The sequence below is a fragment of the Enterobacter cloacae complex sp. AR_0002 genome, assembly GCF_001922365.1.
In the GTDB taxonomy this organism is placed as follows: Bacteria; Pseudomonadota; Gammaproteobacteria; order Enterobacterales; family Enterobacteriaceae; genus Enterobacter; species Enterobacter hormaechei_C.
Map to the genome: position 1 here is coordinate 2,214,155 of NZ_CP018814.1, position 24,189 is coordinate 2,238,343.

Sequence of the window (24,189 nt, forward strand, 5' to 3'; positions counted from 1 at the left end):
ATTTAATACGCAGGACGCGATTAATCATGTCGATCTATAAAATCCCTTTACAGGAAAATGTTTTAGACGCTTCTGCGGAACGCATAGACTGGACGCTTAACAATTTCTCCAGGGTCTGCGTTTCCTTTTCCGGTGGAAAAGATTCTACCGTGATGCTGCATCTCGTTGCCCAGAAAGCACGGCAATTAAAGCGAAAAATAGATGTCATCTTTCTGGACTGGGAAGCGCAATTCTCCTCAACCATTCAGCATGTTGACACGATGAGAACGCTGTATCGGGATGTTATCCATCAGTTCTGGTGGGTAGCGCTTCCGCTCACGACCCAGAACGCCCTGTCACAGTTTCAACCTGAATGGCAGTGCTGGGAACCCGGGACAAACTGGGTTCGCCAGCCACCGGAAGATGCCATTACCGATTACCACTATTTCGATTTTTATCAGCAGGGAATGACGTTTGAAGCCTTCGTGCGCGAGTTTGCCGAATGGTATGCACAAAAACGTCCTGCCGCCGTCATGGTGGGGATCCGCGCCGATGAATCTTACAACCGCTTTCTGGCTATCGCGTCGGCGCGTAAGCAGCGCTTTTCTGACGATAAACCCTGGACGACCGTCGCCCCGGGTGGGCACGCCTGGTATATCTACCCCTTGTACGACTGGAAAACCGCCGACATCTGGACGTGGTTCGCGAAATCAAAATGTTGCTATAACCCGTTATACGACCTGATGTACAAGGCGGAGGTGCCGCCGCGTTATATGCGCATCTGCGAACCGTTTGGCCCGGAACAGCGTCAGGGCTTGTGGCTCTATCATGTCATTGAACCCGAACGCTGGGCGGCGATGTGTGAACGCGCCTGCGGCGTGCGAAGCGGAGGTATTTATGCCGGGCACGATAACCATTTTTATGGCCACCGGAAGATCCTGAAACCAGATCATCTCGGCTGGCGCGAATACGCCATGCTGTTACTCGACAGCATGCCGCAAAATACGGCGGAACATTACCGCAACAAAATCGCGGTTTATCTCCACTGGTATCAAAAGCGAGGCATGAACGATATTCCCGACACGCAGGAGGGTGACATTGGTGCAAAAGATATCCCTTCCTGGCGACGCATTTGTAAGGTTTTACTCAACAATGACTATTGGTGCCGGGCACTTTCGTTTAGCCCAAATAAGCCTAAACACTATCAGCGCTACAGCGACAGAGTGAAAGCAAAACGCAAGGAATGGGGGATTTTATGCAACAACGAATAATCACCGAAATGGAAACGTACCTTCAGGCACTTTCAGAAGAAGAGCGAATAGCCGCTATTAATGCGTTTCGTCAGGCATTACATGAAATCAGCCCTTTTCGCGATCAGCCCGTCGATTGCGTATTGTGGATAAAAAAGACAAACATCACCGCTAACGATTACAACCCAAATAACGTCGCGCCGCCGGAAAAGCGGCTGCTCAGCAAGTCACTGGAGCTGGATGGATTCACACAACCTATCGTTGTGACGGAAAATGCGCCACAGCACTACGAAATTGTCGATGGTTTTCACCGTCATGATATCGGCAGTAACCGGGCGATCCTGAAGCGCCAGCTTAAAGGTTACCTCCCTGTTACCTGCCTGCGTAAAGCGCGCCAGGAAAAGTTCGATCGCATGGCGGCAACTATTCGTCACAACCGCGCGCGTGGACGCCACCAGATCAACGCCATGTCAGAAATCGTGCGAGAACTGGTGCTTATGGGCTGGAGTGAGCAGAAAATTGGCCAGGAGTTAGGTATGGACAGCGATGAAGTGCTGCGTCTGAAGCAGATCAACGGTCTGCTCGAACTCTTCGCAGACCGTCGTTTTTCAGAAGCCTGGACGGTGAAATAGTCAGAGCGTCGCCAGACGCTCTGCCGCAGCGAGCAGCGTCGATTCCTGCTTCGCAAAGCAAAGACGAATCAGCTTATGCGGGAAGGGATCGGCGCAGAACACCGACAGCGGAATGGCCGCCACTCCCACCTCTTTCGTCAACAACTGGCAGAAACTCACGTCGTCCAGATCGGAAATCGCGCTGTAGTCGGCCAGCAGGAAATAGGTTCCTTCAGACGGCAAAATTTCCAGGCGGCTTTTGCTCAGCGCCGCCACAAACAGATCCCGACGTTCACGATAGAAGTGCGGCAGCTCGCGGTAATGTCCGGGTTCCGCACGCAGCATATCCGCCAGCGCCAGCTGAGCCGGTGTGTTCACGGCAAACGTCAGGTACTGATGCACTTTGCGCAGCTCAGCGCTAATGGCCGCCGGGGCCACGCAGTACCCTACCTTCCAGCCGGTCATATGGTAGGTTTTCCCAAATGACGATACCGCGATTGCACGCTCGCGAAGTTGCGGATGCGCCAGCACGCTGGCATGCCCCACTTCGGCGAAGCAGATATGCTCATACACCTCGTCGCTCAGAACATATATTTCACGTTCGGCGATGGCCTGCCACAGCGCAGCAAAATCGGCTTTTTGCCACACCGTCGCCGACGGATTATGCGGAGTATTCAGGATCACCAGACGGGTTTTGTCACTCAGCAGCGCAGCAAATGCCTGCCAGTCAGGGCGAAAATGCGGTGGCTGGAGCGCCACGCGCTTCACCACGCCGCCGGCCAGTTCAATCGCCGGGGCGTAGCTATCGTAGCTCGGGTCAAAACAAATCACCTCATCACCCGTACGCACCAGGGCGGTTATCGCCGCATACAGCGCTTCGGTCGCCCCTGCCGTCACCGTAATATCGCTGTTCGCGTCAGGCTTATGGCCGTATAACTCCGCCGTTTTATCCGCAATGGCTTCACGCAACGTCTGCACGCCGGTCATCGGCGCATACTGGTTGGCTCCCTGCGCAACGTGGTACGCCAGACGCTCCTGCAAATATTTCGGCCCATCAAAATCCGGGAAACCTTGTGAGAGGTTAATGGCGTTGTGCTGCTGCGCCAGGGCGCTCATCTGCGTAAAAATCGTCGTGCCGAGATTGGGAAGTTTACTCTGCGGGATCAACGGGTTATTGCTCATTGTAGTGTGCCTGCCTGTAATACTTATGTTGCTGACACTATAACACGATGTTAGTCTTTGGCAATCAAGACGCTTAGACGTCTAAACGATATAAATATTCCTGGCCGAGAGGGTAAAAGGAAATGACAGACAACCTGCAACTCACACACCTGGTCGAGGCCTGCCGCTGGATTGGCGCTAAAGGCTGGGCGCCCGCTACCGGCGGCAATATGTCCGTGCGTCAGGATGAACACCTGTGCTGGCTGAGCGAATCCGGAAAAGATAAAGGTAGCCTGACCACCGCCGATTTTCTACAGGTTGAAATCGCCACCAACCGTGCGCCGTCTGGCCGTAAACCGTCGGCAGAGACCGGGCTGCATACCCTCATCTATCGCCTGTTCCCCGAAGCTAACGCCGTCCTGCACGTTCACACCGTCAATGCCACGGTGCTGTCGCGGCTGGTGAACGAGGCCGAGCTGAAGATCACCGGTTTCGAGATGCAAAAATCCCTTACCGGGCAGACCACGCATCGGGATACGGTGGCCATCCCGGTGTTTGATAACGACCAGGACATCGACGCCCTCGCCTCGCGCATCGCCCATTACGCGCAGGAACGCCCGCTTAATTGTGGTTTTCTTCTGCGCGGCCATGGCTTAACCTGCTGGGGACGCGACGTGGCCGAAGCCCGCCGTCATCTGGAAGGTTTAGAATTCTTATTTGAATGCGAAATGCGTTTACGACAATGGGAGAGAGTATGATTCGCGCGATTGTGACGGATATTGAAGGGACCACCAGCGATATCCGTTTTGTCCATGATGTTTTGTTCCCCTACGCGCGTGAGCGGCTGGCGGCCTTCGTGACCGCGCAGCAGTACGCCGAGCCGGTCAAATCGATTCTGGACAACCTGCGCGATGAAATCAGCGCTCCGCATGCCAGCGTCAGCGATCTCATCAACGTGCTGTTTACCTTTATGGATGAAGACCGCAAATCGACGGCGCTCAAAGCCCTGCAAGGCATCATCTGGCAGGACGGTTACGTCAACGGCGACTTTACCGGACACCTCTATCCTGACGTACTGCCCGCGCTGGAAAAGTGGAAGGCACAAGGGATTGATCTCTATGTTTATTCCTCTGGCTCCGTCGCCGCGCAGAAACTGTTATTTGGCTACAGCGACGAAGGTGATATTACTCACTTATTCAGCGGCTATTTTGATACCCACATCGGCGCCAAGCGCGAGGTGCAGTCTTATCAAAATATTGCGGCGCAAACGGGCATCGCCCCGTCGCAGATCCTGTTTCTGTCGGATATTCATCAGGAGCTGGACGCGGCTGAACAGGCGGGTTTTCGTACCCTGCAACTGATTCGCGGTGAAGATGACGGCGCAAGCCATCACCATCAGATCCACCAGTTTGACGAGATTAATCCGGAGCAGATCCCTTCATGAGCGCATTGACCATTTATTCCGATAAAGACGCCAGTCAGCACCAGTGGCACAGCACCGACGCCGCCGAGATTGCCCAACAGCTCAACGCAAAAGGCGTGCGGTTTGAACGCTGGGCTGCGGATCGCGATTTAGGGCACGATCCCGCGCCTGAAGCCGTGATCGCTGCGTATCAGCATGCGATCGACAAGCTGGTGGCAGAGAAAGGTTACCAGAGCTGGGATGTGATCAGCCTGCGCGCCGACAATCCGCAGAAAGAGGCGCTGCGCGCGAAGTTCCTGAACGAACACACCCACGGCGAAGACGAAGTACGTTTTTTCGTGGAAGGGGCGGGATTATTCTGCCTGCACATCGGCGATGAGGTATATCAGGTCTTGTGCGAGAAAAACGACCTGATCTCCGTGCCCGCGGGCACGCCGCACTGGTTTGATATGGGCTCAGAGCCGAACTTTACCGCCATTCGTATTTTCGATAACCCGGAGGGTTGGGTGGCGCAGTTTACCGGGGATGCGATTGCGGATGCGTATCCGCGCCTGGCCTGATCTTTTCTCCCTCTCCCTGTGGGAGAGGGTCGGGGTGAGGGCACCAACGCGCACTAAGCGTTAAGCCCTTTCACATACCCCACCAGCTGATCCAGCACAATCCCCCACCCTTCGTGAAATCCCATCTGTTCATGCTGCTCGCGGATTTCCTTCGTGGGGTGGCGCGCTATCGCCGTATAGCGGGTTTTGCCCTCCCCGGCGTCTTCCAGGAGCAAAATTGCCGTCATAAACGGCTTCTCGGCCGGTTTCCAGCCTTCGGTATAGCCGTCGGTAAAGACCAGCTTTTTCCCCGGATCGATTTCAAGGAATACGCCCCGGTTATCCATCCGCTGCCCGTCCACCTCAAACACGGTATTGAACCGCCCGCCCACGCGCAGGTCGAGGTCGCATTCGGTCACCTTATGGGGAGCAGGAATGAAGAAGTTTTTGATGTGCTCTGGCGTAGTCCAGCAGAGCCACAGCAGATCGCGCGGTGCGTCCACCACGCGCTCCAGTTTTAAGTCTGTTTCAGGATCGAGCGTCACGATGTTGTCCTCTTAAGGGAGCCCCTTAAAGGATAGCCGGACTCAGGCAAATTTCCCTTCCGCCACCTCGTCCGGAGTGACCACGCCCGTATCCAGCACCCAGCCGCTAATCAGCGAGGCGGGGGTGACGTCAAACGCCGGGTTATAGACCTGCGCGTTTTCCGGCGCCCACTGCACCGCGCCAAAGCTTCCCGCCACGCCCGTCACCTCGCTGGCGGCGCGCTGCTCAATCGGGATCGCGTCGCCGTTCGGGCAGTCCGGGTCGAGGGTCGTTTGCGGCGCGGCGACATAGAACGGAATGCCGTGGAATTTCGCCAGCACCGCCAGAGAGTAGGTGCCGATTTTGTTCGCCACGTCGCCGTTGGCCGCAATGCGGTCTGCCCCCACCCACACGGCGTCCACCTGCCCTTTTGCCATCAGGCTGGCGGCCATGGAGTCGGTAATTAGCTGATACGGCACGCCCAGCTCGCCGAGTTCCCACGCGGTCAGCCTGCCGCCCTGCAATAGCGGACGGGTTTCATCCACCCAGACGTTGCTTACCTTGCCTTCCTTATGCGCGCGAGCAATCACCCCCAGCGCGGTACCGACGCCCGCCGTCGCCAGCCCGCCGGTGTTGCAGTGGGTCAGCAGACGGCTGCCGGGCTTCACCAGCGCGCTGCCCGCTTTTGCAATCGCGTCGCAGAGCCGTTTGTCTTCGTCAATCAGGCGCAGCGCCTCAGCCACCAGCGCCGGAACGAAATCCTCTTCCCACAGCGCAAGCTTCATGCGGTCGAGGTTGTTCATCAGGTTTACCGCCGTCGGGCGGGATGCGCGCAGGGTTTCCATCGCCACCGCCAGCTCGTCGCGGCTTTTGCCGCTTTCCGCTAACAGCGCCAGCAGCAGGCTTGCAGAGAGACCAATCAACGGCGCGCCACGTACGCGCAAAGCGTGGATATGCCCGACCAGCGCCTCGACCGTCGAGGCATCCACCCACCGTTTCTCCTGCGGAAGCGCCTGTTGGTCGAGAATAAAGAGCTGATTATTCGCCACCCGCAGGCTGGTCGTCTGTAATGTCTGCATGTCGTTAATTCCCTGTTGCGTTGTTGTAGCACATTGTGTCAGGATGAAATCCAGATGTATAGACGTCTACATGTCTTAATTAGCAAAACTGAGGAGCAGGCCATGTCGCAATACCGTACCTTTACCGCTCAGGACGCCGTGGAGTATGCCAGGCAGTTTGGCGGACTTGAAGATCCGTCATCGCTGGTAGAGGCGCAGGAAGTGGGCGACGGCAACCTCAATCTGGTTTTTAAAATTTTCGACAGCGCGGGCGTCAGCCGCATCGTCGTTAAGCAGGCGCTGCCCTACGTACGCTGCGTCGGCGAATCCTGGCCGCTGACGCTGGATCGTGCCCGTCTTGAAGCGCAAACCCTGGTCGAGCATTACCAGCACAGCCCTCAGCACACCGTGAAAATCCACCACTTTGATCCGGAACTGGCGGTGATGGTGATGGAAGATCTCTCCAGCCATCGCATCTGGCGCGGCGAGCTGATCAGAAATAATTATTACCCACAGGCAGCGCGTCAGCTGGGGGAATATCTGGCTCACACCCTTTTCCACACCAGCGATTTTTATCTGCATCCGCACGAGAAAAAAGCGCAGGTGGCAAAATTCATCAACCCGGAGATGTGCGAGATCACCGAAGATCTGTTCTTCAACGATCCGTACCAGATCCACGCGCGCAACAGCTACCCGGCCGAGCTGGAAAACGATGTTGCCGCCCTGCGCGACGACGCCCAGCTTAAAATCGCCGTGGCCTCCCTCAAGCACCGCTTTTTCGCGCACGCCGAAGCCCTGCTGCACGGAGACATTCACAGCGGCTCGATTTTTGTGGCCGACGGCAGCCTGAAGGCCATCGACGCTGAGTTCGGCTATTTCGGGCCGATGGGCTTTGACGTTGGCACCGCCATCGGCAACCTGCTGCTCAACTTCTGCGGCCTGCCGGGGCATCTGGGCATTCGCGATGCCGCCGCCGCGCGCGAGCAGCGCCTGACCGATATTCAGGAACTGTGGAACACCTTTGCGGAGCGCTTCCAGGTACTGGCAAACGAGAAAGCCCGCGACGCCGCACTCAGCGCACCGGGCTATGCCTCCGCATTCCTGAAAAAGGTCTGGCACGATGCCATCGGATTCTGCGGCACCGAGCTGATTCGCCGCAGCGTCGGGCTTTCCCATGTGGCGGATATCGACACCATTCAGGATGAAGCGATGCGTCACGAATGCCTGCGCCACGCGATATCCCTCGGTAAAGCGCTGATTGTGATTGCCGACCGCATCGACAGCGCGGAAGAGCTGGTGGCACGGGTGCGGCAGTACAGTTGATTTTCTCCCTCTCCCCGTGGGAGAGGGCCGGGGTGAGGGCATCAAACCGCACTCACCCCAGATACTCAATCACCGACAGCCCACCGTTATAATCCGTGCTGTAAATAATCCCCTGCGCATCCACAAACACGTCGCACGACTGGATCACCTGCGGGCGATTCGGCCGCGTATCCATCATCCTCTCCGGCGCCGCGGGCACCAGCGCTCCCGTTTCCACCGGGCGATACGGATTGGAAATGTCATATGCGCGCACGCCCGCGTTCTGATACGTCGCAAAGATCAGCGTGGAGCTGACAAAGCTCCCCGGCCGGTTCTCGTGCAGGTTGTGCGGGCCAAAATGCGCCCCTTTCGCCACGTAGTCGATTTCATCCGGCTGCGGGAAGGTAGAGATACTCACCGGGTTCGACGGCTCGCGAATATCAAACAGCCAGATCAGCTTCTCGCCGTCTTCCTGGTTATCGAGCACCGCTTCGTCCAGCACCACCAGCAGATCGCGGTCCGGCAGCGGCAGCGCGGTGTGCGTCCCACCGCCAAACGGCGGGCTCCAGTTACGGTGGCTAATGAGCTTAGGCTGGGTGCGATCCTTCACGTCCAGCAGCGTCAGGCCGCCGTCGCGCCAGCTGCCGTACGCGGTATCCCCCGCAATAATCGCGTGGTGCAGCGCGTAGCGTTTCCCTTCCGGCCAGTCCGGCTGTTCGCCTGCGGACTGGTTCATCCCCGGCAGCCACCAGCGCCCCGCCACCTCGGGCTTGCGCGGGTCCGCCAGGTCAATGGTCAGGAAAATGTAGTCGGTAAAACCGTCGATCAGCGCCGACACGTACGCCCAGCGGCCACCGACGTACCAGATGCGGTGAATGCCGATGCCGCTCAGCGACAGAAAGCCGATTTCGCGCGGCCTGTCCGGCGTGGAGATATCAAAAACGCGAAGCCCGGCGCTCCAGCCCCTGTCCTGAACGTCGCTGACGGTCTCTCCTACCTGACGGGTGTAGTAGACCTTCTCGTCGGCGAAGCGGGCATCGGCAAACAGATCCCGGGCGTTGATCACCAGCAGCAGGTCGTCATGCGCCTGGAGGTGCACGTTCCAGGTGCCCGGCGGCGCGGGGACATAGCCCGCGGGGTTCGGATTTTTTGGATCGCGCACGTCGACAATCGAAAAGCCCTGCGACACCATATGGCCGATATACGCAAAGCCGCGGTGCACCATCAGCTGCACGCCGTCCGGGCGACCGCCCTGATCGCTATGGCCGATCAGCCGCATATTGCGGCTGTATTCTGGCGTGGGGAGGATGCTCATTTATTTTTCGTTTCCAGCGTCGCAAACCACGGCGCGATAAAATCTTCCGTTTTGCCCCAGCCCGGAATGATTTTGCCCAGCGACGCCACGTTCACCGCCCCCGGCTGCGCGGTCAGCAGCGCCTGCGGGATCGCAGCGGCTTTGAAGTCGTAGGTGGCAGGCGTGGCTTCACCGGCAATCTTGTTGGCGATCAGGCGTACGTTGGTCGCGCCAATCAGCTTCGGATCTACCGCCACGCTCACCTTCCACGGGCTACCCGGCTCGCGCATCAGCTGTAAATCCTGGTTGGAGATGTCGATGCTGTAGAGTTTGATCTCGGTGCGGCCGTTCTCTTTCAGCGCCTTATACGCGCCCTGGCTGAAGGCATCCCAGGTCCCCCAGATGGCGTCGATTTTGCCTTTCGGGTATTTCGCCAGGATCGCACCCACCTTGTTGGCGGTGTCGCCCTGCACGTCAGAGGAGACCGCGCCGATGGACTCCAGCTCTTTAATCTCCGGGTATTGCTTTTGCAACTCTTTATACGCCGCCTGACGACGCTCCATCGGCGGGAAGCCCGCTACCCACAGCTTGACGATATTGGCCTTGCCGTTGAAATCTTTCGCCAGCTGGCCGAAGGAGAGATTGGTCAGAGAGGCATCGTCCTGTTGGGTAACGGTCACGCCCGGGATCTCGCCGTTGACGGCGGTATCAAATACGGCGACCTTGATCCCGGCATCCACCGCCTTTTTTACCAGCGCGGTGGAGTACGGATCGCGGCCCTGAGACAGGATGATCCCGTCATATTTCTGGCTGATGGCCTGGTTCACGAAGTCCTGGAATTTAGCGTCATCCCCGTTGCTCAAAAAGGTGCTGACCTTAAAGCCGAGCTTTTTCCCTTCCTGAATGGCCCCGGCAACAAACTGCGTGGTGTTGTCGTCTGAGCCGAGGTTGCGGATCACCGCAATGCGAATGGGGCCGTCATGGTTGGCAATGGCCGCCGGGAGCGGTGCGGGCGTGGCCGCGAAGCCAGGCAGAGCGGTGAATAACCCTAATGCCACCAAAGAGAGTGCAATCTTTTTCATTTTTTATCCCGTTGTGTTGTCAGCGTTTTGTATGTAGGTAATCGCCAGCGCTACCGCGAGCACCAGCCCTTTTATAATGTCCATGGCGTAATACGGCACGGAGAGCATCACCAGCCCGTTCGACAGCACGCCGAGAATCACCGCCCCGACCAGGGTCCCCAGGGCATTCGGCTTGCCGGACCCGGCCAGCGAGAAGCCGATCCACGCCGCCGCCACCGCATCCATCAGGTAACCGCCGCCCGCGTTCACCTGCGATGAGCCAATACGCGAGGCCAGCAAAATCCCGCCCAGGCCCGCCAGCAGGGAGGCAATCACGTAGGCCGCCACCTTGTAGCGCGTGGTGCGAATTCCCGAGAGGCGCGCCGCTTCCGGGTTACCGCCAATGGCGTACATCCGACGACCGTGAGTGGTCAACGAGAGGCCAAGCTGCGCCAGCACCGTCACCACCAGCATGACGATCACGATAGTCGGTACCTGTCCCAGCAGGCTGAACGTCGCAGGGATGGTGCCTTCCGCCATGTCGCCGCTCGGCAGCACCATGTTCTCAGTAATCGACCCGCCGTAACTGTAGGTCATCGCCACGCCCTGGATGACAAACAGGCTGGCGAGGGTGGCGAGCATGTCCGGAATACGCAGGATGACGATCAGGAAAGCGTTAAACAGGCCGACCAGCGTGCAGAGCGCGAGAGTGATTACAATCGACTCGGTGGTGCCGAAGCCGTGCCAGACGAAGAGCGAAATCACCAGCGCGTTCGCCAGCGACGCGGTGGATCCCACCGAGAGATCGAACCCGCCGACGGTCAGGGAGATCGACACGCCGATGGCAATCACCGTCACGATGGCAATCGAGCGCAGAATGTTGATGATGTTGTTCGGATCGAGGAAGCTGTCCGACGCCAGGCCAAAGACGGCCACCAGCGCGACGACGGTCAGCAGCATGCCCCACTTATAAAGAAAATCGAATAGTTGCTGACGGCCAGACGCCGCCGCGGTCACTGAAAGGGCCTTGCTCACGACGCCGTTCCTCCGGTTGAATAATAAAGTAGTGTCTCTTCCCGGGCCTCTGCCCCGGCGATTTCCGCCACGATGCGCCCGTCCCACAGCACGCAGATGCGGTCGCAGAGCCCCACCAGCTCGGCGAACTCGCCGGAGGCGTAAATCACCCCTTTGCCCTCGCGCGCCAGGCCGTCGATAAGCTGAAACAGATCGGTTTTGGCCTTCACGTCCACGCCTTTGGTCGGCTCGTCGAATATCAGCACGCTGGCGTCATTACGCAACCATTTACCGATGGCGACCTTCTGCTGGTTGCCGCCGGAGAGACGTCGCAAAACCTGCCCGGGACCGCGGGCGCGAACGCCGACGCGGGCGATCACCTCCTCCGCCCAGCGCCACGCCTGACGATGGCCGAACAGGCTCCAGCGCGAGAAGCTGTTATCGGCGCACACGGCAAGATTCATGCTCACCGTCTCGTCGATAAAAATGCCCTCTTTGCGCCGCTCTTCCGGCACCAGCGCCAGGCCGCGCAGCACCGAGTCCGCCGGGTCGCGCGGTTTCCAGTCCTGATGGTTCAGCTCGCCGTTCGCGACGCGGCTTTTACTGGCGCCAAACAGCGCCTTACAGAGTTCGGTTTTGCCCGCGCCCGCCAGCCCGGCAATGCCGAGAATTTCGCCCTTGCGCAGGTGCAGAGAGATATCTTTCAGCAGCGCGTCGTCGTGCAGCCCTTCTACCCGCAGCAGCGTTTCGTCGCCGTGCGGCGGGCGCGGGGGCGGATAGATATCGCTCAGCTCGTGGCCGAGCATCTTCTCAACAATCTCTTCACCGCTGAGATCGGCCATCGGGCCAGACTCAATCAGCCTGCCGTCGCGCAGCACCGTGAGGGTGTCGCAGATAGCTTTTAGCTCGTGAATGCGGTGAGAGATAAACACCACGCCGATGCCCTGCTGTTGCAGACGTCTTACCACCGCAAACAGACGCTCGCTCTCGTGCGCGTCCAGCGGCGCGGTGGGCTCGTCAAGAATTAAAAAACGGCAGTGGTGGGACAAAGCGCGTGCCAGCAAAATCTGCTGCTTTTCGGCAAGCGTGCAGCTGTCGATGGAGCGGCGAACGTCGAGCGAAACATCCAGCTGCGCCAGCGCCTGCCGCGCCTGCTGGCGGATGTCGCGCCAGCGGTAGCGGTGCCCTGGCTGCGCCAGCTGGTCGAGCATGATGTTTTCAGCAATGCTTAACCCCGGGATCAGCGCCACGTCCACCTCCTGCTGCACGAGGTGGATGCCCAGCCGTTTGGCGTCCAGCGGCTCGCGGATGCTTACCGGCTGGTTGTTAATGCAGATTTCGCCTTCATAGTGGTCGTGCGTCCCGCACAGCACCGCCATCAGCGTCGATTTCCCCGCGCCGTTGGCGCCGGTCAGCGCATGCACCGACCCGCCGTTCAGGGTGAAATCCACGCGCGACAGGGCCTGAAAGCCGGAAAAGGCCAGGCTGATACCGCGCATCTCAAGGCGACTGGAAACCATCCGCGTAAATCCTTCATTACTCTTCTGATTTAGCGAATTTTTCACAGCTCCGGTTGACTGACAACGACGGAAAAGGCATAAGATAAAGCGAAATATTATTAGCCATCCGGATGTCCAGACATAACATCGGGTTAGCGCTTGCTAAAAAAGGACAACTTCATGAGCAACACCGATATCCGCGTCGTACCCGGCCCGGCGAACTACTTCTCTCATCCGGGAAGCCTTGCACACCTGGATAATTTCTTTACTCCGGAACAACTTTCCCGCGCGGTGTGGATCTACGGCGAGCGGGCAATCGAGGGCGCACGCCCTTATCTGCCGCAGAGTTTTAACGCGACGGGGGCAAAACATCTGTTGTTTAAGGGCCATTGCAGCGAGCGTGACGTCACTCATCTGGTAAACGAGTCGGGAAGTGAAACCAGCGTGGTGATTGGCGTGGGCGGCGGTGCGGTAATGGATACCGTCAAGGCCGTGGCGCGTTGTCTGGGCGTGCCGTTCGTGGGCATTCCCACTATCGCCGCCACCTGCGCGGCGTGGACCCCGCTCTCCGTGTGGTACAACGATGCCGGTCAGGCGCTACAGTTTGAGATTTTTGACGACGCCAACTTTCTGGTGCTGGTGGAGCCGCAGATCATCCTTAACGCCCCGGCGGAATACCTGCTGGCGGGCATCGGCGATACGCTGGCGAAGTGGTACGAAGCGGCGGTGCTCGCCCCTCAACCTGAGAGTCTGCCGCTGACCGTGCGTCTTGGCCTGAACGGTGCGCTGGCGATCCGCGACGTGCTGCTGGAACGCAGCGAAGAGGCGCTTGCAGATCAGCAGCGCGGCGAACAGACGCAGGCGTTCCGGGACGTGGTGGATGCGATTATTGCCGGAGGCGGAATGGTCGGCGGTCTGGGTGAGCGCTATACCCGCGTGGCGGCGGCGCACGCGGTGCACAACGGCTTAACCGTGCTGCCGCAGACGGAAAAATACCTGCACGGCACCAAGGTGGCCTATGGCATTCTGGTCCAGAGCGCCCTGCTCGGTCAGGACGACGTGCTGGCGCAGCTGGTGGCGGCGTACCGGCGCTTTAACCTGCCAATCACGCTTCGCGAGCTGGACGTCGATATTCACAACCGCGACGAGCTGGATAAGGTCATTGCCCACACCCTGCGCCCGGTGGAGTCGATTCACTATCTGCCGGTGACGTTAACGCCTGAGGTGCTGCGCGCCGCGTTTGCGAAGGTGGAATCCTTTAGCCGTTAATTGCGCCGACGGGCTATACCTAATGATGATTCTCTCCACTCTTGCAACGAGGTCATCATGCAGATCGATTTAACAGGTAAAAAGGCGCTGGTTACCGGCGCCAGTCGTGGGCTGGGTCGGGCGATTGCGCTGTCGCTGGCGCGAGCCGGTGCCGATGTGGTTATCACCTACGAAAAATCCGTCGATAAAGCCCAGCAGGTCGTCGATGAGATCAACGCGCTGGGGCGACACGGCGAGGCGATTCAGGCCGACAGCGCCAGCGCGCAGGCGATTCAGGATGCGGTCACGCAGGCGGCGCGCTCCCTCGGCGGGCTGGATATTCTGGTCAATAACGCCGGGATTGCGCGCGGCGGCCCGCTGGAGTCCATGACCCTGGCGGACATCGACGCTCTGATCAACGTCAACATCCGCGGCGTAGTGATCGCCATTCAGGAAGCGCTGGTGCATATGTCGGACGGCGGACGCATCATCAACATCGGCAGCTGTCTGGCGAACCGCGTGGCGCAGCCGGGGATCGCCGTCTACTCGATGACCAAGTCTGCCCTTAACTCTCTCACCCGAGGTCTGGCCCGTGATTTAGGCCCGCGCGGCATTACCGTCAACCTGGTCCACCCCGGCCCGACCAACAGCGATATGAACCCGGAAGACGGCGAGCAGGCTGACTCTCAGCGTCAGCTTATTGCCCTGGGCCATTACGGCCAGCCGGAGGATATCGCAGCGGCAGTCACCTTCCTCGCCAGCCCGGCTGCGGGGCAAATTTCCGGCACCGGTCTGGATGTCGACGGCGGTCTGAACGCCTGATCGCAAATTTACTGTATGCCTCTGTCGCCCGGCAGAGGCCTGTTCGAGCCGCCTCGACGATTCGCGTTTTGCCGCTTTCTCGCGGTTATTCTCCGCTCTACAGTACCTCATTAGAAATTCGGAATTTATCTAATAGCCTTATTATTTCCTTATATTTTGTATGGGCGTACAGTGGAGGTACGGATGAAGATTGTGTGGTCTAAAACAGCAGAGAAGCAGTTTTCTAAAATCGATCCTCGATATCAGAACCGCATTAAATTCAGGCTGGAGAAGATGGACGATAAAACATCACCTGTCGCGGATATCAAGAAATTATCTTCTCCCGAAAACCACTACAGGTTGCGATTAGGTGATTACAGGGTCATTTACACCTTCGGAGACCCGCCGGGTGATATCTGCTACGTAGTGGCAGTAAAACGCCGGACAACCACTACCTACCTTCATGAGGAGCATACGGAATATGACTATTCAGTTCATCAAGGATGAAGAAGGAAAAAAACAGTATGTTGTCATACCCTACGGTGAATATTTTCGCATGCGTTTAGCCATGCTTGAGTACGATGACGATGATGAAAACGACTGGGAAGACATCCCTTACGAATCAGACATCTACGATAACGTAGGTTTACCGGGTGAAGTGTGCGACATCATGCATAACGAGAACGTCAGCCTACAGGCCGCCTGGCGCATTTTATGCGGCATGTCCCAGCAGGAGGTGGCGGAGAAGCTTGGCATCAGCCAGTCCGCCGTGTCACAGCTGGAAGCGCTGGACTCCCGACCGCAAAAGCGCACCCGCGAAAAGCTGGCGGCACTTTACGGCTGTAAACAGGAGCAGATCAGCCTCTATTTACCGAAAGAGGGTTAACAGCACTTCGCCCCGCCCTTGCCACCGTAGCGGGCGTCCTGGCGGTCGCGGAAAAATTCTTCGTAGGTCATCGGCGTCTGGTCCGGGTGGTTGACGCGCATATGCTCGACGTAGTTGTCGTAATCCGGCACGCCAATCATCATTTTAGCGGCCTGGCCCAGGTATTTACCTGCTTTGGAAAGGGTGTCGAACATAATCAGTTTCTCGTTTGTATTCCCCTCACCCTGACCCTCTCCCCAAAGGGGAGAGGGAACTTTAACACCCTCTCCCCTTTGGGGAGAGGGCTGGGGTGAGGGGGTTTGGTAATGTTAATGCGCCCCTTTCGCCTGGGTGACAATCTCGTCCAGGTTCTCAGGCATTGGCTCATACGGCGTCTCTTTCGCCGTCGGTTTGTCGACTTTCAACGCCGCCAGCGCGGTTTTCAGAGAATACAACGCCAGCACCACAACCACCACCATAAAGAAGATGGTCAGCCCGGCGTCCAGACGGTTGTTAAACACCAGCTGCGACAGCTGAGATTCGGTGTACTGTGCCGGGATCTTACCGCTGTCGATCATCGCCTGGAACTTATTGGCGATCGCCAGGAAGCCCACCTTGTTGTCCGGGCTGAAGGCTTTCTGCCAGCCCGCGGTCAGGGTACAGATCAGCAGCCACGCCGTTGGCACCAGCGCCACCCATGCGTAACGCTGGCGCTTCATCTTGAACAGCACTACCGCGCAGAGCATCAGGGCCATGCCCGCCAGCATCTGGTTGGCGATACCGAACAGCGGCCACAGGGTGTTAATCCCGCCCAGCGGGTCGACCACGCCCTGATGCAGGAAGTAGCCCCACGCCAGCACGCACAGCGCTGTCGCCAGCAGGTTAGCCGGGAGTGAATCGGTACGTTTCAGGTTCGGGGAGATCACCCCCAGCAGATCCTGCAACATAAAGCGCGCCGCACGGGTACCGGCATCCACCGCCGTCAGAATAAACAGCGCCTCGAACAGAATGGCGAAGTGATACCAGAACGAGACATCCATCAGCCCGCCCAGCGCGCCGTGCAGGATGTAGGCCATGCCCACCGCCAGCGTTGGCGCCCCGCCTGCGCGGGAGATAATCGACTGCTCGCCGACCTCATTAGCGATATGCGTCAACGTTTCAGGGGTAATCGCAAAGCCCCAGCCGCTCACCACCTGCGCGGCAGAGGCGACCACGTCAACGGTGCCCGCCGGAGCCAGGACCGCCATCGGGCTGTTCATCGCGAAATACACGCCCGGGTCAATAATACAGGCCGAAACCAGCGCCATAATCGCCACGAAGGACTCCATCAGCATGCCGCCGTAGCCAATCAGGCAGGCCTGATTTTCATTCGCCAGCATCTTCGGCGTGGTCCCGGAGGCAATCAGCGCGTGGAAGCCCGACACCGCCCCACAGGCGATGGTGATAAACAGGAACGGGAACAGATTGCCGGTCCAGACCGGGCCGGTGCCGTCAATAAATTTGGTCAGCGCAGGCATGGTCAGGGTCGGGCGCATAATTAAAATGCCGATCGCCAGCCCGACGATGGTGCCGATTTTCAGGAAGGTAGAGAGGTAGTCACGCGGGGCCAGCAGCAGCCATACCGGCAGCACCGCCGCCACGAAGCCGTAGCCTACCAGCATCCAGGTCAGCTGCACGCCGGTGAAGTCGAAGAACGGTGCCCAGGTCGGGCTTTCCGCCACCCAGCCGCCGGAGATAATGGCAAACACCAGGAACACCAGGCCAATGACTGACACTTCACCAATGCGCCCCGGACGCAGGTAGCGAATGTAGATCCCCATGAACAGCGCCAGCGGTATGGTGAAGGCGACGGTATAGGTTCCCCACGGGCTGTGGGTCAAGGCTTTCACCACAATCATCGCCAGCACCGCGAGGATGATCACCATGATCATAAAGGTCGCCACCAGCGCAATCACCCCGGCGGTTGCCCCCATCTCTTCTTTCACCAGCTCACCCAGCGAACGACCGTCGCGACGGGTGGAGACGAACAGCACCATGAAGTCCTGCACCGCGCCCGCCAGCACCACCCCAGCGAGGATCCAGATCATCCCCGGCAGGTAGCCCATCTGCGCGGCCAGTACCGGCCCCACCAGCGGGCCTGCCCCGGCAATCGCCGCGAAATGGTGACCGAACAGCACTTTTTTATCGGTCGGCACGTAGTCCAGACCGTCGTTATGACGCACGGCCGGCGTCATGCGCGTGCCGTCTACGCCCAGCACCGTCTTTGCGATATAGCGGCCATAAAAACGGTATGCGATCAGATAAATGCAGACGGAGGCGACGACGATCCACAGCGCGTTGATCTGCTCCCCCCGGTTGAGGGCGATATAGCCCAGGGCAAAGGCTCCCACCACGGAGAGCACCGCCCACGTAAGGTATTTCCCTGAGTTGTTCATAGTTGTTGTCCGTTGTTGTGAAACAGTGAGATGTTACATTTTGTTTCTAGAACAACGGATAAAATTTAACAACTTTGAAACGCAATAATGCGTGGTCAAACCAGAGATTTACACCACAGTGTTAAGCCGATCACTTTCAGCTGAATGACTTACCCCAACACCATCGTACTCAACCGACAGGTACAGCACCGCCGCCCCTGCTCGTCGAACACCACGATCTCCCAGCTCTGGCTGGAACGGCCCAGATGCAGCGGCTGACACACGCCGCGTACCTTACCGTGTGAGACTGCGCGGTGGTGCGTGGCATTCAGTTCCGTACCCACCACGTTCTGCCCGTCACGGGTCATCAGAAAACCGGCCATCGAGCCCAGCGTTTCCGCCAGCGCCGCCGAGGCGCCGCCGTGCAGCAGGCCAAACGGCTGATGGGTGCGCGCATCCACCGGCATCTCCGCTTCCAGCGTATCGTCCCCGAGGCGGGTATAGACGATGCCAAGGTGCCCCACCATCGTATTCAGGCTGGTGGCGTTCAGCTCCTCGAGCGTTAAATGACGTTTCCAGATCATTACGCCCCCAGCGTGGAGCCGCCGTCCACCACGATATCCTGCAAGGTGATATGGCTGGCGGCATCGGATGCCAGGAACAGCACGGTCGCAGCAATCTCCTGCGGACGGGCAATTTTACCAAGCGGAATGCCAAGCTTGAACTGCTCGCCAAAGCCGCGAATGCGCCGCTGTTCCGCATCGTCGCTGGTCCACAGGGTGCGCTGCATGTCGGTATCCGTTGAACCCGGCGACACCAGGTTACAGCGTACGCCGCTGCCCGCCAGTTCCAGCCCGACTGTCAGCGCCAGGCTTTTCAGCGCCGCTTTCGACGCGCCGTAGGCGCTCATGCCTATGCGCGGCGTGTGCGCCGCGTCAGAGGCTACGGTCACAATCGCCCCGCCCTGCTGACGACGGAACTGGCCCATCGTCTGCTGGAACAGGTTGAACGCGCCGCCGACGTTGACCGCAAAGGTCTGCTGCCAGTCCTCCTGCGAAAGCTGATCCGTCGCGCCCATACGCAGAATGCCCGCTGCGTTAACCAGCACGTCGAGCCGCTCAAGGCTGCTGAGCAAACGCCCGCAGACGTCACTCGCCTGCGCCGCATCCGCCACGTCCAGCGTTTCGGTGGCAAACGGATATTCGCCGTGAGGGAAAGCCAGATCGAACCCGGTCACCTGCGCCCCGGTCTCCACAAATGCCAGCGCGGTCGCATAGCCAATGCCCTTACCCGCGCCCGTCACCCAGACGGTTTTACCGGTAAAATCAAAAGCCATCACTTCACCTCGCGGGAGAGCAGCGCCCACCAGGCATCGAGGGTCGGATTTTTTGCCAGCATCACGAAATCAATGTCGCCGTGCGCTTTGCGCCAGCGGGCAGCGAGCGCCATCATCCGTACTGAATCCAGACCGTAGTCGATCAGGTTTTCGTCATCCATCGGCTCGTCGGACTCGTCCAGCAGCGGCAGGATCAGCGCGCGCAGCGCGGCTTTCGTTGCCGGAACGGACGGCAGCAGCTCGTCGGTCATCACCACGCGGCCCGAACGTCCGGCCACGTATTTCAGCGACATCAGGTGCTCGTCGCGGGTGAAGTCCGCCAGCGCGTCGGCGATAAAGAACGGTTTGATGTCGCGCATAAAGGCGTCGGTGGCGGTGGTCATGCAGCCGATGTGGGCGTATACGCCGGTGATCAAAAGCTGGTTGCGCCCGGTCTCTTTCAGCATCTGCTCCAGCGGCGAGCGGTGAAACGCGCTGTAGCGCCACTTCACCAGCACGGTGTCCGCTTCATCCGGGGTCAGCTCAGCGACGATGCGCTGCTGCTCCGGCGAACGGGTCAGGCCCGGCCCCCACATGTCGTTCAGCAGGGCACGGTCTTCATCGCTCTGATCTTTCGGCTGCGCGGTGTAGTACACCGGAATATTGTGCTCTTTGCAGTACGCGCGCAGTTTAGCGATGTTCGCCACTACCTGCTGCATCATGTCGCTATTTTCGCCCCAGAAGTTCAGGAAGTACTCCTGCATATCGTGGATCAGCAGCGCGGCGCGCTCCGGTTCAAACGCCCAGTTCACTTTACTGGTCGGCAGTTCGGCGGCGGTTGGCAGCGCGTATGCAGTTAATTTTGGAATGGCCATTCTCTGTTCCTCAGCCCCGGGCGCGTTCAGCAAGCCACAGGCGCAACTGTTTCTTATCAACTTTGCCTACCGGCGTGAGCGGAAGCGCATCCACGCTCTCCACGCGGTCCGGCAGCTTAAATTCGGCAACGCCCTGCTCGCGCAGGAAGCGGCGCACCTCCACCGCGCGCAGGGGCTGTTTCACCACCAGGTACGCGCAGCTTTTTTCGCCCAGCAGGCTGTCCTCCATGCTCACCAGCGCGGCGTGGATCACCGCGTCGTGGCGCAGCAGCAGGTTTTCGATCTCTTCGGCGGCGATCTTCTCGCCACCGCGGTTGATCTGATCTTTCTCGCGCCCCTGCACGGTGATGTAACCCTGCTCGTCGATGGCGATCAGATCGCCCGAGCAGTAGAAACCGTTGGCATCAAAGGCGCTGGCGTTGTGTTCCGGGCTGTTGAAATAGCCGCGGAAGGTATACGGGCCGCGCGTCATCAGACGCCCGACTTCCCCGCGCGGCAGCGGGTTGCCGTCCTCATCCGCCACCCACACTTCATCGTCCGGGCACATCGGGCGGCCCTGGGTATTGATGATGCGCTCCGGCGCATCGTCGAGGGCGGTGTAGTTCACCAGCCCTTCCGCCATGCCAAACACCTGCTGAAGCTGGCAGCCAATTTCCGCCGGAATGCGCGCCGCAAGCGTGGCGGAGAGACGTGCGCCGCCTACCTGGAGCAGTTCGAGGGATTTCAGCTGGGCGTTCCCCGCGCCGTCGGCAATCGCCTGCAACCACAGGCTGACCGCGGGCGGCACCAGCGAGGTGACGTTGATCTGATGCTGCTCAATCAGCGGGAAGCAGAGCGTGGCGCTCGGATCGTTCGCCAGCACCACGCAGCCGCCCGCCGTGAAAACGCCTAACGATCCCGGCGAACTCATGGCGTAGTTGTGCGCCGCGGGAAGCGCGTTCAGATAGCGGGTGCGCGCAGTGATACCGCAGATTTCGTTGCTGCGGCGAATGCTGTAGTCGTAGTCGTTGTGCGTACGCGGGATCAGCTTCGGCGTGCCGGTGCTGCCGCCGGAGAGCTGGAAGAACGCCACTTCGTCTGCGGGCGTCGGGTTCGGGATGAAGTTGTCCGCCGGGCGCGCAATCGCCGCTTCCAGCGCGTGTTCGCCCTTATCGCCGCGCAGCAGCACGGCGCGAACCGAGCGGTGAGCGTCCACAAAGGTATTGAGAAAATCATCGCCCGAGAACAGCGCGTGGTCGCGATCGGCAATCAGCACGGCGGGTTTGATCTGCTCCGCGTAGGCGTTGAGTTCACTGCGCTGATGGCTAAAGAGCGCGTTGACCGGCGCGACGCCGATTTGCAGTAGCGCGAAGAAGGTGATGTAGAACTCGGCCACGTTGCCGAGCTGCACCAGCGCGGTCTCGCCGCGATGCAGCCCCTGCGCCTGAAGGGCGGACGCCAGATTCGTCACCGCCTGATTAAACGCGCGGTAGGTAATGCGGCGATCGCCGTCAATTATCGCGACCGCATCGCTGTCCGCATGGTCCGTCAGGATGTGGGTCAGCGGCAGATCCTGCCAGTAGCCTTTTTCACGGTAGCGGCGGGCAAAATCCTCAGGCCAGCGGGTAAAAGGGATGGTCATGAGTATTCCTTAGTGCAAACCAAACACGTTGAGCATGGTGGAGAGCTTCACGCCCGTCTCGCGCCACTCGCCCACCGGGGAGGAAGCAGGCACAATGCCCGCGCCGGCAAACAGGCGAACGGTATTTTGATGCAGCCGCGCGCAGCGGATAGTTACCACCCACTCGCCGTTACCTTCGCTGTCGCACCAGCCAACGATGCCGCCGAACAGTTCGCGGTCGAAGGGCTCCAGCTCGGCAATGAGTTCTTTTGCCGCCTGATGCGGGAAGCCGCTCAGGGCCGGGGTCGGGTGCAGCAGGCAGGCCAGCGTCAGGGCGTTCTCGTTTTCACGCGCGTCACCCTCAACCGGCGTGGCCAGATGCCACAGCGTTGGGGTGGTAATGAGCTGCGGGGAAGCCGGCATGCTCAGATGATGGCTGCGCGGTTCCAGAATGGTTTTCATCGCCTGGGTTACCAGGTCGTGCTCGTGACGGTCTTTTTCGGAGGCCAGCAGCTTAGTGCCCGCTTCGCGATCCAGCACATCGTCCGGCTGACGGCGCGCAGAGCCCGCCAGCGGCAGCGAACTAAAGTGCGCGCCCTCTTTACGCAACAGCAGTTCCGGGCTGGCGCCCAGCAGCACGCCGCCGTCTTCCAGCGGTACGTGGAAGTTAAAGCTCGCCGGGTTCTGGGCGATAAGACGCTCCATCAGCGCGCTGCTATCAATCTGTTTGTCGGTGGCAATATCAATCAGGCGCGACAGCACCACCTTATTCACCTGCGGCGTGGCGGTGAGCGACGCGGCGCGAGCAACCATCTCCTCGAAAACCGGCTGCGGCGGGATCTCGGTGCGTTGTTGCACGTTCAGCGTCTGCGCGCCGGAGGCGTAGCGTGCGGACTGCTGACGCGCCGGGCGGGAGAAGGTTTGCCAGCGTTGCGGAATAAACAGCGATGACGGTTTGCGGGTATCGAAGGGGATCGCCCCTACCATCACCGGATGGGCAATGCCGCTGTTTTTCGCATTCCGGAAAGCCTGAGCTAATTTCTGCTGAAAGGGACCCGCCGGATCGTCACCGCCGACGGCGGGTTCAGAAAAACGGGCAAAACAGCCGGACGTGGTAAAACTGCGGTAAGGCGACATAAAGAAAAAGCTATCTGCTTGCAGCGTAGTCGCGGTGTGCTGAACTTCCTCAGCCAGGGACGTGTCCATATCATCCTCCTTAAAATGATAAAAGAAGCAATAATGATTATCATTTATATTTTCGTCGGCTAACCTAATCCCACATCGCCCCGCTGTCAACCGTCGGGCAAATAACTTGTGCGACAAACGCTTGCATCCCTTCCCTACAGCCCTGAAAATGAGAAGCATTATCTTCAATAAAATCAGGATGCCGCTCTGTGAAAATCGCTGCCGTTTGCCGCAATGCCCTTCTTTTAACAGGACTTTTTGTTTTAGGACTAACCTCAGCCGCCGCCGACGACTGGCCGCGCCAGGTCTCCGACAGCCGCGGCGTTCACACGCTTGAGAGCAAACCGACGCGCATTGTCTCCACCAGCGTGACCTTAACCGGCTCCCTGCTGGCCATTGGCGCGCCGGTCATTGCCAGCGGAGCGACCACGCCGAACAACCGCGTGGCGGATGCGCAGGGCTTTTTACGTCAGTGGGGCGATATCGCGAAGCAGCGTAAGGTTGCCCGGCTGTACATCGGCGAGCCGAGCGCCGAAGCGGTCGCGGCCCAGATGCCGGACCTGATTTTGATCAGCGCCACCGGCGGGGATTCCGCGCTTGCGCTCTACGATCAGCTTTCCGCCATCGCGCCGACGCTTATCATCAATTACGACGACAAAAGCTGGCAGGAACTGCTGACCCAGCTGGGGACGATCACCGGGCAGGAGACACAGGCCGCAGAGCGCATCGCTGCCTTCGATAAACAGCTCGCCCAGGTGAAGCAGCAGATGAAGCTGCCGCCACAGCCGGTGAACGCCATCGTTTACACCGCCGCGGCACACACGGCGAACCTGTGGACGACAGACTCCGCGCAGGGCAAGCTGCTGCACCAGCTGGGCTTTACGCTGGCGGACCTGCCTGCCGGTTTGCAGACCTCAACAAGCCAGGGCAAGCGCCACGACATTATTCAGCTGGGTGGAGAAAATCTGGCGACGGGGCTGAACGGCGAAGGGCTGTTTGTGTTTGCCGGCGACGAGAAAGACGTGAATGCGATTTACGCCAATCCGCTGCTGGCGCATCTGCCGTCGGTCAAGAACAAGCGCGTCTGGGCGCTGGGAACGGAGACGTTCCGCCTGGATTATTACAGCGCGATGCTGGTGTTAGACAGATTGAATGCGTTGTTTAAGTAGG

25 protein-coding genes are annotated in these 24,189 nt (G+C 59.3%); 11 read left to right on the top strand and 14 right to left on the bottom strand.

Annotated elements, in window-relative coordinates:
* Positions 1–26: 26 nt before the first annotated feature.
* Positions 27–1,250, top strand: coding sequence for a phosphoadenosine phosphosulfate reductase (locus AM329_RS10920; RefSeq protein ID WP_032608832.1), 1,224 nt, complete (start codon positions 27–29; stop codon positions 1,248–1,250).
* A complete protein-coding gene (locus AM329_RS10925; RefSeq protein ID WP_022650584.1) occupies positions 1,235–1,861 on the top strand; it encodes a ParB/RepB/Spo0J family partition protein in 627 nt (208 codons plus the stop codon). The genes AM329_RS10920 and AM329_RS10925 overlap by 16 nt, the downstream gene beginning before the upstream one ends.
* Here AM329_RS10925 and AM329_RS10930 read toward each other — a convergent pair whose 3' ends face one another.
* A complete protein-coding gene (locus tag AM329_RS10930; RefSeq protein ID WP_003858773.1) occupies positions 1,862–3,022 on the bottom strand; it encodes a pyridoxal phosphate-dependent aminotransferase in 1,161 nt (386 codons plus the stop codon).
* 122 nt (positions 3,023–3,144) lie between these two features.
* Here AM329_RS10930 and AM329_RS10935 point away from each other — a divergent pair, with 122 nt between their 5' ends.
* From AM329_RS10935 to AM329_RS10945, 3 genes are read left to right on the top strand one after another with little or no spacing between them, the layout of a single operon-like run.
* A complete protein-coding gene (locus AM329_RS10935; RefSeq protein ID WP_032608831.1) occupies positions 3,145–3,759 on the top strand; it encodes a methylthioribulose 1-phosphate dehydratase in 615 nt (204 codons plus the stop codon).
* A complete protein-coding gene (mtnC, locus tag AM329_RS10940) occupies positions 3,756–4,445 on the top strand; it encodes an acireductone synthase (protein WP_006809660.1) in 690 nt (229 codons plus the stop codon). The genes AM329_RS10935 and mtnC overlap by 4 nt, the downstream gene beginning before the upstream one ends.
* Positions 4,442–4,984, top strand: a complete 543-nt coding sequence (locus tag AM329_RS10945; protein WP_023315605.1) for an acireductone dioxygenase — start codon at positions 4,442–4,444, stop codon at positions 4,982–4,984. The genes mtnC and AM329_RS10945 overlap by 4 nt, the downstream gene beginning before the upstream one ends.
* 53 nt (positions 4,985–5,037) lie before the next feature.
* Here the strand turns inward: AM329_RS10945 and AM329_RS10950 are convergent, their stop codons facing one another.
* Together AM329_RS10950 and mtnA are read right to left on the bottom strand one after the other, a co-directional pair.
* Positions 5,038–5,508, bottom strand: coding sequence for an SRPBCC family protein (locus AM329_RS10950; protein ID WP_023315604.1), 471 nt, complete (start codon positions 5,506–5,508; stop codon positions 5,038–5,040).
* Between the two features lie 42 nt (positions 5,509–5,550).
* Positions 5,551–6,567: an S-methyl-5-thioribose-1-phosphate isomerase gene (gene mtnA, locus AM329_RS10955; protein ID WP_023315603.1), complete on the bottom strand. Its 1,017-nt coding sequence runs from the start codon at positions 6,565–6,567 to the stop codon at positions 5,551–5,553.
* 102 nt (positions 6,568–6,669) lie between these two features.
* Here mtnA and mtnK point away from each other — a divergent pair, with 102 nt between their 5' ends.
* Positions 6,670–7,869, top strand: a complete 1,200-nt coding sequence (gene mtnK / locus AM329_RS10960; RefSeq protein ID WP_023324300.1) for an S-methyl-5-thioribose kinase — start codon at positions 6,670–6,672, stop codon at positions 7,867–7,869.
* A 52-nt stretch (positions 7,870–7,921) separates the two neighbouring features.
* Here mtnK and AM329_RS10965 read toward each other — a convergent pair whose 3' ends face one another.
* From AM329_RS10965 to AM329_RS10980, 4 genes are read right to left on the bottom strand one after another with little or no spacing between them, the layout of a single operon-like run.
* Positions 7,922–9,163, bottom strand: a complete 1,242-nt coding sequence (locus AM329_RS10965; RefSeq protein WP_032608830.1) for an LVIVD repeat-containing protein — start codon at positions 9,161–9,163, stop codon at positions 7,922–7,924.
* Complete coding sequence (locus tag AM329_RS10970; RefSeq protein WP_032608829.1) at positions 9,160–10,224, bottom strand: sugar ABC transporter substrate-binding protein; 1,065 nt, start codon at positions 10,222–10,224, stop codon at positions 9,160–9,162. Before AM329_RS10970 ends, AM329_RS10965 begins: the two co-directional genes overlap by 4 nt.
* A gap of 3 nt (positions 10,225–10,227) precedes the next feature.
* Entirely contained in the window at positions 10,228–11,238 is a 1,011-nt protein-coding gene (locus tag AM329_RS10975) for an ABC transporter permease (protein WP_032608827.1), read from the bottom strand.
* A complete protein-coding gene (locus AM329_RS10980; RefSeq protein WP_023315599.1) occupies positions 11,235–12,737 on the bottom strand; it encodes a sugar ABC transporter ATP-binding protein in 1,503 nt (500 codons plus the stop codon). Before AM329_RS10980 ends, AM329_RS10975 begins: the two co-directional genes overlap by 4 nt.
* Positions 12,738–12,896: 159 nt before the next feature.
* Here AM329_RS10980 and AM329_RS10985 point away from each other — a divergent pair, with 159 nt between their 5' ends.
* The 4 genes from AM329_RS10985 to AM329_RS11000 all read left to right on the top strand — a co-directional run bounded on the left by AM329_RS10985 (position 12,897) and on the right by AM329_RS11000 (position 15,651).
* Positions 12,897–13,985, top strand: a complete 1,089-nt coding sequence (locus AM329_RS10985; protein WP_003858784.1) for an oxidoreductase — start codon at positions 12,897–12,899, stop codon at positions 13,983–13,985.
* Positions 13,986–14,042: 57 nt separating this feature from the next.
* Positions 14,043–14,786, top strand: coding sequence for an SDR family NAD(P)-dependent oxidoreductase (locus tag AM329_RS10990; RefSeq protein WP_017382507.1), 744 nt, complete (start codon positions 14,043–14,045; stop codon positions 14,784–14,786).
* Between the two features lie 183 nt (positions 14,787–14,969).
* Positions 14,970–15,272 (top strand): type II toxin-antitoxin system RelE/ParE family toxin, encoded by a 303-nt coding sequence (locus AM329_RS10995; protein WP_022647393.1) that lies wholly within the window; start codon positions 14,970–14,972, stop codon positions 15,270–15,272.
* A complete protein-coding gene (locus AM329_RS11000; RefSeq protein ID WP_003858790.1) occupies positions 15,247–15,651 on the top strand; it encodes a helix-turn-helix domain-containing protein in 405 nt (134 codons plus the stop codon). Before AM329_RS10995 ends, AM329_RS11000 begins: the two co-directional genes overlap by 26 nt.
* Here AM329_RS11000 and AM329_RS11005 read toward each other — a convergent pair.
* The 7 genes from AM329_RS11005 to entC all read right to left on the bottom strand — a co-directional run bounded on the left by AM329_RS11005 (position 15,648) and on the right by entC (position 23,040).
* Positions 15,648–15,845, bottom strand: coding sequence for a YbdD/YjiX family protein (locus AM329_RS11005; protein WP_006809671.1), 198 nt, complete (start codon positions 15,843–15,845; stop codon positions 15,648–15,650). The genes AM329_RS11000 and AM329_RS11005 overlap by 4 nt on opposite strands.
* 114 nt (positions 15,846–15,959) lie before the next feature.
* Complete coding sequence (cstA, locus tag AM329_RS11010) at positions 15,960–18,065, bottom strand: pyruvate/proton symporter CstA (protein WP_015571172.1); 2,106 nt, start codon at positions 18,063–18,065, stop codon at positions 15,960–15,962.
* Between the two features lie 149 nt (positions 18,066–18,214).
* Positions 18,215–18,628, bottom strand: a complete 414-nt coding sequence (gene entH / locus AM329_RS11015; protein WP_015571173.1) for a proofreading thioesterase EntH — start codon at positions 18,626–18,628, stop codon at positions 18,215–18,217.
* Positions 18,628–19,380: a 2,3-dihydro-2,3-dihydroxybenzoate dehydrogenase EntA gene (gene entA, locus AM329_RS11020; protein WP_032608826.1), complete on the bottom strand. Its 753-nt coding sequence runs from the start codon at positions 19,378–19,380 to the stop codon at positions 18,628–18,630. The genes entH and entA overlap by 1 nt, the downstream gene beginning before the upstream one ends.
* Entirely contained in the window at positions 19,380–20,234 is an 855-nt protein-coding gene (locus tag AM329_RS11025; RefSeq protein ID WP_003858798.1) for an isochorismatase, read from the bottom strand. The genes entA and AM329_RS11025 overlap by 1 nt, the downstream gene beginning before the upstream one ends.
* A 10-nt stretch (positions 20,235–20,244) precedes the next feature.
* Positions 20,245–21,855, bottom strand: a complete 1,611-nt coding sequence (entE, locus tag AM329_RS11030) for a (2,3-dihydroxybenzoyl)adenylate synthase EntE (protein WP_032608825.1) — start codon at positions 21,853–21,855, stop codon at positions 20,245–20,247.
* Between the two features lie 9 nt (positions 21,856–21,864).
* Positions 21,865–23,040 (bottom strand): isochorismate synthase EntC, encoded by a 1,176-nt coding sequence (entC, locus tag AM329_RS11035; protein WP_032608824.1) that lies wholly within the window; start codon positions 23,038–23,040, stop codon positions 21,865–21,867.
* Positions 23,041–23,228: 188 nt separating this feature from the next.
* Between entC and fepB the strand changes: the two genes are divergently transcribed.
* On the top strand, positions 23,229–24,188 hold the full coding sequence (fepB, locus tag AM329_RS11040; RefSeq protein ID WP_032608822.1) for a Fe2+-enterobactin ABC transporter substrate-binding protein: 960 nt from the start codon (positions 23,229–23,231) through the stop codon (positions 24,186–24,188).
* The last annotated feature ends 1 nt before the right edge of the window (position 24,189 follow it).

What these genes read in the sequence shown, in the direction of transcription:
- AM329_RS10925 (WP_022650584.1), top strand. Translation starts at nt 1,235, where the DNA reads ATGCAACAACGAATAATCACCGAAATGGAAACGTACCTTCAGGCACTT.
- mtnC (WP_006809660.1), top strand. Translation starts at nt 3,756, where the DNA reads ATGATTCGCGCGATTGTGACGGATATTGAAGGGACCACCAGCGATATC.
- cstA (WP_015571172.1), bottom strand. Translation starts at nt 18,065, where the DNA reads ATGAACAACTCAGGGAAATACCTTACGTGGGCGGTGCTCTCCGTGGTG.
- mtnA (WP_023315603.1), bottom strand. Translation starts at nt 6,567, where the DNA reads ATGCAGACATTACAGACGACCAGCCTGCGGGTGGCGAATAATCAGCTC.
- AM329_RS10965 (WP_032608830.1), bottom strand. Translation starts at nt 9,163, where the DNA reads ATGAGCATCCTCCCCACGCCAGAATACAGCCGCAATATGCGGCTGATC.
- AM329_RS10935 (WP_032608831.1), top strand. Translation starts at nt 3,145, where the DNA reads ATGACAGACAACCTGCAACTCACACACCTGGTCGAGGCCTGCCGCTGG.
- entC (WP_032608824.1), bottom strand. Translation starts at nt 23,040, where the DNA reads ATGGACACGTCCCTGGCTGAGGAAGTTCAGCACACCGCGACTACGCTG.
- AM329_RS10930 (WP_003858773.1), bottom strand. Translation starts at nt 3,022, where the DNA reads ATGAGCAATAACCCGTTGATCCCGCAGAGTAAACTTCCCAATCTCGGC.
- AM329_RS11005 (WP_006809671.1), bottom strand. Translation starts at nt 15,845, where the DNA reads ATGTTCGACACCCTTTCCAAAGCAGGTAAATACCTGGGCCAGGCCGCT.
- AM329_RS10945 (WP_023315605.1), top strand. Translation starts at nt 4,442, where the DNA reads ATGAGCGCATTGACCATTTATTCCGATAAAGACGCCAGTCAGCACCAG.
- AM329_RS11000 (WP_003858790.1), top strand. Translation starts at nt 15,247, where the DNA reads ATGACTATTCAGTTCATCAAGGATGAAGAAGGAAAAAAACAGTATGTT.
- mtnK (WP_023324300.1), top strand. Translation starts at nt 6,670, where the DNA reads ATGTCGCAATACCGTACCTTTACCGCTCAGGACGCCGTGGAGTATGCC.
- AM329_RS10970 (WP_032608829.1), bottom strand. Translation starts at nt 10,224, where the DNA reads ATGAAAAAGATTGCACTCTCTTTGGTGGCATTAGGGTTATTCACCGCT.
- AM329_RS10980 (WP_023315599.1), bottom strand. Translation starts at nt 12,737, where the DNA reads ATGGTTTCCAGTCGCCTTGAGATGCGCGGTATCAGCCTGGCCTTTTCC.
- entE (WP_032608825.1), bottom strand. Translation starts at nt 21,855, where the DNA reads ATGACCATCCCTTTTACCCGCTGGCCTGAGGATTTTGCCCGCCGCTAC.
- AM329_RS10920 (WP_032608832.1), top strand. Translation starts at nt 27, where the DNA reads ATGTCGATCTATAAAATCCCTTTACAGGAAAATGTTTTAGACGCTTCT.
- AM329_RS10990 (WP_017382507.1), top strand. Translation starts at nt 14,043, where the DNA reads ATGCAGATCGATTTAACAGGTAAAAAGGCGCTGGTTACCGGCGCCAGT.
- entH (WP_015571173.1), bottom strand. Translation starts at nt 18,628, where the DNA reads ATGATCTGGAAACGTCATTTAACGCTCGAGGAGCTGAACGCCACCAGC.
- AM329_RS11025 (WP_003858798.1), bottom strand. Translation starts at nt 20,234, where the DNA reads ATGGCCATTCCAAAATTAACTGCATACGCGCTGCCAACCGCCGCCGAA.
- AM329_RS10985 (WP_003858784.1), top strand. Translation starts at nt 12,897, where the DNA reads ATGAGCAACACCGATATCCGCGTCGTACCCGGCCCGGCGAACTACTTC.
- AM329_RS10995 (WP_022647393.1), top strand. Translation starts at nt 14,970, where the DNA reads ATGAAGATTGTGTGGTCTAAAACAGCAGAGAAGCAGTTTTCTAAAATC.
- entA (WP_032608826.1), bottom strand. Translation starts at nt 19,380, where the DNA reads ATGGCTTTTGATTTTACCGGTAAAACCGTCTGGGTGACGGGCGCGGGT.